Genomic DNA, 6,339 nt, shown 5'->3' on the forward strand with positions numbered 1-6,339 from the left:
CGGCGGTGCGTTGACGTCGGGCTGCACGGGCACCGCGGGCGGCGGGATCGGCGGCTCCGGCGTGGCCGGCGCGTCCGCTTCCCCGGGCGCGCCACGGCCGCGCAGGCGGTCCCAGAACCCCTTCAGTGCCATCGGTCAGACTGCCTTCGTTCGGCGCTGCGGGCGCAGCGCACGGGACCGCGGTTCGACGATGCTCATGCAGCCTCCGCGATCAACCCGTCATCGTCGCAGGCAACGGCGCGCAGCACGCGCAGTTCGCCGCGCGCGCCCGCCACGCCGCGCAGCCGCACCGGGGCGAAATGCGCGGAATGGCCGCGATCCGGCGCTTCCAGCAGCACCTCCTCCCGCCGGCCCAGCCGCCCCTGCAGGAAGCGGCGCATCGCCGCCCGTCCGGCCTCCCGGAGGCGCGCCGCGCGTTCGCGCCGGAGCGGGACGGGCAGTTGCGGCATGCGCGCCGCCGGCGTGCCGGGGCGTTCGGAATAGGGGAAGACGTGCAGGAAGGTCAGGCCGCAGGCCTCGATCAGGTCGAGCGTCGCCGCGACGTCGGCCTCGCCCTCGGTCGGGAAGCCGGCGATCAGGTCGGCGCCGAAGGCGATGTCCGGGCGCAGCCGGCGCGCGCGGTCGCACAGCGCCACCGCGTCCGCCCGCCGGTGCCGCCGCTTCATGCGCTTCAGGATCAGGTCCGATCCGTGCTGCAGCGAAAGGTGCAGGTGCGGCATCAGCCGCGGCTCCTCCGCCAGCAGCCGCCAGAGCTCCGCGTCCATCTCCGCCGGGTCCAGCGAGGAGAGGCGCAGCCGCGGCAGGTCCGGCACCTCTGCCAGCACGCGCCGCGCCAGCGCGCCGAGTGTGGGGCCGCCGGGCAGGTCCGGGCCGTAGCTCGTGATGTCCACGCCGGTCAGCACCACCTCGCGGTGGCCCCGCGCGACCAGCGCACGCACCTGCGCCACCACCGCCTCCGGCGGCACGCTGCGCGACGGGCCACGGCCAAAGGGGATGACGCAGAAGGTGCAGCGATGGTCGCAGCCCTGCTGCACCTGCACCAGGGCGCGCGCCCGGCTGGCGGCATGCGCCACCGGATGCACCGGGGCCGCGCGCGCCGCCATCACGTCGCTGACCGGCACCGGCGTGTCCAGCGCGGCCCAGATGGCGGGGTCCAGCTTGTCCGCATTGCCGATCACGCGCGCCACGCCGGGCAGCGCGGCCCAGGCCTGGGGCGCGATCTGCGCGGCGCAGCCCGTCACCACGATGCGCCGGCCCGGATTGTCGCGCGCCGCGCGGCGGATTGCCTGACGCGCCTGGGCCTCGGCCTCGGCAGTGACGGCGCAGGTGTTGACGATGATCGCGTCGTCCTGACCGGCCTGTGCCGCCAGCGCGCGCATCGCCTCCGACTCGCTGGCATTGAGTCGGCAGCCGAAGGAGATGACCTCGGGCGTCATCCGAAGCGCGCGAGGTCCAGTTCGCCGGTGAAGGCGGTCGCGACCGGCCCGGTCATCAGCACATGGCCGTCCTCGCGCCATTCCATCTCCAGCGCGCCGCCGGGCAGCTCCACCGTGGCGCGACGGCCGGTCAGGCCGCGGCGCGCGGCGTTGACGATGGTGGCGCAGGCGCCGGAGCCGCAGGCCAGCGTCATGCCCGCGCCGCGTTCCCACATGACGAGGCGTATGCGCTCGGGCGAGAGCACCTGGGCGAAGCCGATATTGGCGCGGTCGGGGAAGATCGGGTGACGTTCCAGCTCCGGCCCGATCGCCGCCACCGGGATGGCGTCCAGCTCGTCCACGAAGAAGGTGGCGTGCGGGTTGCCCATGGAGCAGGCGGCGGGGTCGGCCACCGGGCCGAGCGCCAGCGGCAGGTGCAGCGTGTCCATCTCCCGCGCCAGCGGCACGTCGCGCCAGCCCAGCCGCGCCGGCCCCATGTCGGCGCGCCAGAGACCACCGGAAAGGCGTTCCACCGGCAGATCGCCGGCGATGGTGCGCACCACCACCCGGTCCCTGCCCGCCTCGTCCGCCACCAGCGAGGCGATGCAGCGCGTGGCATTGCCGCAGGCGCCGGCCTCCGACCCGTCGGGGTTGAGGATGCGCATGAAGACATCGCTGCCGGCGGGCGGCGGCTCCATGACGATGAGCTGGTCGAAGCCGATGCCGCGATGCCGGTCGCCGATGCCGCGCGCGGCCTCCGGCGTCACGCGCAGGCTGCGGGCGCGCGCGTCCAGTACGACGAAGTCGTTGCCGAGCCCGTGCATCTTCCGGAAGGCGACCATGATGCTGCGGATATAGGGCGCGGCGCCCGGCGCCGGAACCCGGCCCGGGGCGGAGCAGCGGCCTGCCCGGCACGCCGGGGATGGTGGAAACGCATCCTCATCCAGCCGATAAAGTTAGCAAATTATCCCTTCAGTTGCAGGACGACAGCGGGCGCCTTAGGTGATTTTGCTCCAACCAGCCGATCGCCAGGAAGCGCCGCCATGTCGCAGGTCCATGTCCTCCACGAGAACGATGCCTGGGTCGTCCCGCTGCGCGCTGCCTTCGCGGCCCAGGGCACGCCCTATGCCGAGTGGTTCCTCGACACCGGCCTGATCGACCTCACCCGCCCGCCGCCGGAGGGGGTCTTCTACAACCGGATGAGCGCCTCCTCGCACACCCGCGGCCACACCCACGCGCCGGAATACGCCGGCGCCGTCATCGAATGGCTGGAGCGGCACGGCCGCACCGTGGTGAACGGCCGCCGCGCGCTGCAGCTGGAACTCTCCAAGGTGGCGCAGTACCAGGCGCTGGCGGCGCACGGCATCCCGACGCCGGACACCATCGCGGTGGTCGGCACGGCCCAGATCCCGGACGCCGCGGCGCGCCTCGGCTATCCGCTGATCCTGAAGCACAACCGCGCCGGCAAGGGGCTGGGCGTGCAGCTGGTGCGCAGCGCCGAGGGCCTGGCGCAGGCGCTGGAGAGGCTGGCCGCCGACACCGACCCGCATGCCCATCCGCGCGACGGCATCTGGCTTGTGCAGCGCTACGTCGAGGCGCCCGAGCCGTTCATCACCCGCGCCGAGTTCATCGGCGGGCGCTTCCTCTACGCCGTGCGCGTGGACACCAGCGAGGGGTTCGAGCTCTGCCCCGCGGATGCCTGCGCGACCGGCGAGGGCGCCGCCTGCCCTGCTGTCGCGCCCGGCGAAAAGTTCCGCATCCTCGAGGGCTTCTCCCACCCGCTGCTGCACCGGATGGAGGCCTTCCTGACCGCCAACGGCATCGGCGTCGGCGCGATCGAGTTCATCGTGGACCGCGCGGGGCGGACCTTCGCCTATGACGTGAACACCAACACGAACTACAACGCGGAGGCGGAGCGCCGCGCCGGGCGGGAGGGCGCGCGCACGGGCATGGGCGCGGTCGCCGCGCATCTCGCGGAGCTGCGGCGGCGGCAGCTGCGCCAGGCGGCCTGACGGCGCCGCTGGCACCGCAACGATAGGTTTACGCCCATGGCCTAGACGCATCGGGTCGTTCCAACCCTCGGGTGCGCCGATGCAAGCTGCTGTCCGTTCTCCGCTGTCGGGCCTTCGGCCGAGGCTGGTCCTGCTGGCGGTCGTGCCGGCCGTGCTCGCCGTGCTGCTGGTCTCTGCCGCCGCCATCTGGGTCGGCCGGGACCTGAAGGCCGAGCGTGCGGAAGCGGTGCTGGGGGCCGGCGCCGACCGCGCCGCGGCCAACATCGGCGGCAGCGCCGACCGGCTACAGGCGATGGTCACCGGCGTGGCGCTGCAGGAGGAGGTGCGCACAGCGCTGGCAGGCGGCGATGCGGCGGCGCTGCGCGGCCTGGGCGTGCCGCTGTTCCAGGCGCTGCGCGCCGTCGATCCCACCGTCGCCGTGCTGGAATTCACCGATGCGCGGGGCCGCGTGCTGCTGCGCGGCCACAACCCGGGCCAGGCCGGCGACGACAAGTCCGCCGTGCCCGACGTGGCGCGCGCGCTGCGCGGCGAGGCCGCCAAGGGCATCACCTTCTCCCCTGCCAGCGGGCAGTTCGCCATCGGCGCGACGCTGCCGGTCCGGCGGGAGGGCCGCGTGGTGGGCACCGTCAAGCTCGGCAGCCGGCTCGACGAGGCCACCGCCCGCGAGCTGGCTGAAACCGGCGGCGGCCCGGTGATGCTGTTCGGCGGCACGCGCCTCGTGGCCGCGAGCGTCCCGAACATGGATGCGGCGACGCTGCCGGCCGGGCTGGCGGACGCCACCCGGCCCTTCGAGATGACGCTGCCCGGCGGCGTGCCGGCCCTGGGCGCCATGCGGCCGCTGCACGACATCGAGGGGCGGCGCGTCGGCATGCTGGTGCTCGCCTACGACATGACCGCCTGGGAGGCCGCCGAGACGCATGCCCTGGTGCTGAAGCTCGTCGCCGCGCTGGTGCTGCTGGCCGGCGCCGGCGCGGCCGGGATGCTCGCGGCCAACCGCGTTGCCCGGCCGCTCGGCCGGATGGAGCAGGCGATGGGGGCGATCGCCGGCGGCGCACTCGACACCCCGATACCCGGCCTCGACCGGCGTGACGAGATCGGCGCCATGGCCAAGGCGCTGGAGGTGTTCCGCGACGGCGCCGCGGCCAAGGCGAGGATGGAGGCAGAGGCCGCCGCGGCGCAGGCGGAGCGCGACCGCCGCGCCCGGGCGATCGACCAGCACACCCAGGAATTCGGCGCGGCGCTGGCCGGCGTGATGAAGAGCCTCGGCGAGGCATCGGGCCGCATGGCGCAGACCGCGACGCAGATGGCGGCGATCGCCGCGCAGACGGAATCGCGCTCGGCGGAAACGGCACGCGATGCGGAGGCCTCGGTCGCCGATCTCGGCTCGGTCGCCGCCGCGACGGAGGAGCTGACCGCGAGCGTCGGCGAGATCGCGCGCCAGGCCAGCACCGCCGCCACCGCCGCGCGCGGCGTCGCCGACCGGGCGGAGCAGGCGGATGCGACCATGCAGCGGCTGGCCGATGCCGCCGGCACCATCAGCGAGGTCGCCCGACTGATCGGCCAGATCGCCGCGCAGACCAACCTGCTGGCGCTGAACGCGACGATCGAGGCGGCGCGCGCCGGTGAGGCCGGCAAGGGCTTCGCCGTCGTCGCCGGGGAGGTGAAGTCGCTGGCCGCGCAGACCGCCAAGGCCACCGAGGAGATCGCCAGCCAGATCCAGTCCATCCAGGGCGTCGCGACGGAGGCGGTCGGCGTGGTGCGCGGCATGGCCGGCCAGGTGCGCGACATGGGCGAGACCTCCGCCGCCATCGCCGCCGCGGTGGAACAGCAGGGCGCGGCAACGCGGGAGATCGCCGCGAACGTGACCCGCGTGCTGGACAGCTCCCGCCGCGCCGTGGATGCGATGGGCGAGGCCCGGGAGGCGGCGCGCGCCTCGCTGCAGGCCAGCCGGGAGGTGCAGACGGGCGCGACGGATGTGAGCAGCGAGACCGACGGCCTGCGCCGCGAGGTGGACCACTTCATATCCGCCCTGCGCGAGGTCCGCGGCGACCGCCGCCGCTACGACCGGATGACGGCGGATGGGCGCATCGTGCAGGTGGCGATGCGCGGCACCACCAACCTGACCGCGCGGCTGCGCGACATCTCGCGCGGGGGGCTCGGCTTCGAGCTGGACGGCGAGAAGCCCGCCGGGCTGGAGGTCGGGCGGGAGATCCGGGTGACGCTTCCCGCCGCCGGCGCCGTCCCGGCGCGCGTCGCGCGGGTGGACTGGCCGATGGTCGCCGCCGTCGTCCGGCTCGACGACGAGACCGGCGCGCGCATGGAAGCCGCGATGGCCGACCTGCCGCGCAACCGCGAGGCCGCCTGACGCGCCGGGCTCAGGCGCCCGCGGCGGCGGCCAGGGTGGCGGCGTCCAGGATGCCGAGCAGCCGGCCCGCGGGCTCGCCCGGGGCGAAGACCGCCAGGCTGCCTTCCGGATACTCGGCCTGGGCCAGCCCCCGGCCGAGCACCATGCCGAGCGGCACGATGTGCCCGACCAGGATGTCGGTGACGCCCGCCGCGGAAGGCCGCCCGGTGCGGGCGCGCAGCCATGCGATACGGCGCGCCAGCAGCGCGGCGTCCGGCGTGTAGTCGTCCGCGGTCAGGTTGGGCTCCACCACGGCGCGCGCGCCGAAGGCGAGTTCCGCCGTGTCGCGCGCGCGGAACACGGGGCTGGTCAGCACCTGGCCGAGCGGGATGCCGAGTGCCGCGACGGCGCGCCCGGTGCGCTCGGACTGCGCGCGCCCGGCCGCGTCCAGGTTGCGCTGGCCGGCCCGGTTCGTCAGGTCGCCGGTATCCGCCTGGCTGCGGTCCGTGATGCCGTGCCGCATCACCACCACGATGGTGCCGGCGCGCAGCGCGGCGACCAGGGCGGC

The 6,339-nt window shown here is 74.9% G+C and carries 5 protein-coding genes; 2 read left to right on the top strand and 3 right to left on the bottom strand.

Going from position 1 to position 6,339, the window contains the following annotated elements; translation table 11 throughout:
- Positions 1 to 194: 194 nt before the first annotated feature.
- Together mtaB and dapF are read right to left on the bottom strand one after the other, a co-directional pair.
- Entirely contained in the window at positions 195 to 1,436 is a 1,242-nt protein-coding gene (gene mtaB, locus OZN99_RS22925) for a tRNA (N(6)-L-threonylcarbamoyladenosine(37)-C(2))-methylthiotransferase MtaB (protein ID WP_270937578.1), read from the bottom strand.
- Entirely contained in the window at positions 1,433 to 2,260 is an 828-nt protein-coding gene (dapF, locus tag OZN99_RS22930) for a diaminopimelate epimerase (protein ID WP_456299895.1), read from the bottom strand. Before dapF ends, mtaB begins: the two co-directional genes overlap by 4 nt.
- Before the next feature lie 198 nt (positions 2,261 to 2,458).
- Between dapF and OZN99_RS22935 the strand changes: the two genes are divergently transcribed.
- Both OZN99_RS22935 and OZN99_RS22940 read left to right on the top strand, forming a co-directional pair.
- Entirely contained in the window at positions 2,459 to 3,427 is a 969-nt protein-coding gene (locus OZN99_RS22935; protein ID WP_270937580.1) for an ATP-grasp domain-containing protein, read from the top strand.
- 79 nt (positions 3,428 to 3,506) lie between these two features.
- The gene (locus OZN99_RS22940) at positions 3,507 to 5,792 is read left to right on the top strand and encodes a methyl-accepting chemotaxis protein (protein ID WP_270937581.1); all 2,286 of its coding nucleotides are present in this window, start codon (positions 3,507 to 3,509) and stop codon (positions 5,790 to 5,792) included.
- A gap of 10 nt (positions 5,793 to 5,802) precedes the next feature.
- Here the strand turns inward: OZN99_RS22940 and OZN99_RS22945 are convergent.
- A partial coding sequence (locus tag OZN99_RS22945; protein WP_270937582.1) for a histidine phosphatase family protein occupies positions 5,803 to 6,339 on the bottom strand: 537 nt, incomplete at its 5' end.

It is taken from the genome of Falsiroseomonas oryzae (assembly GCF_027856955.1).
Taxonomy (GTDB): Bacteria; Pseudomonadota; Alphaproteobacteria; order Acetobacterales; family Acetobacteraceae; genus Falsiroseomonas; species Falsiroseomonas oryzae.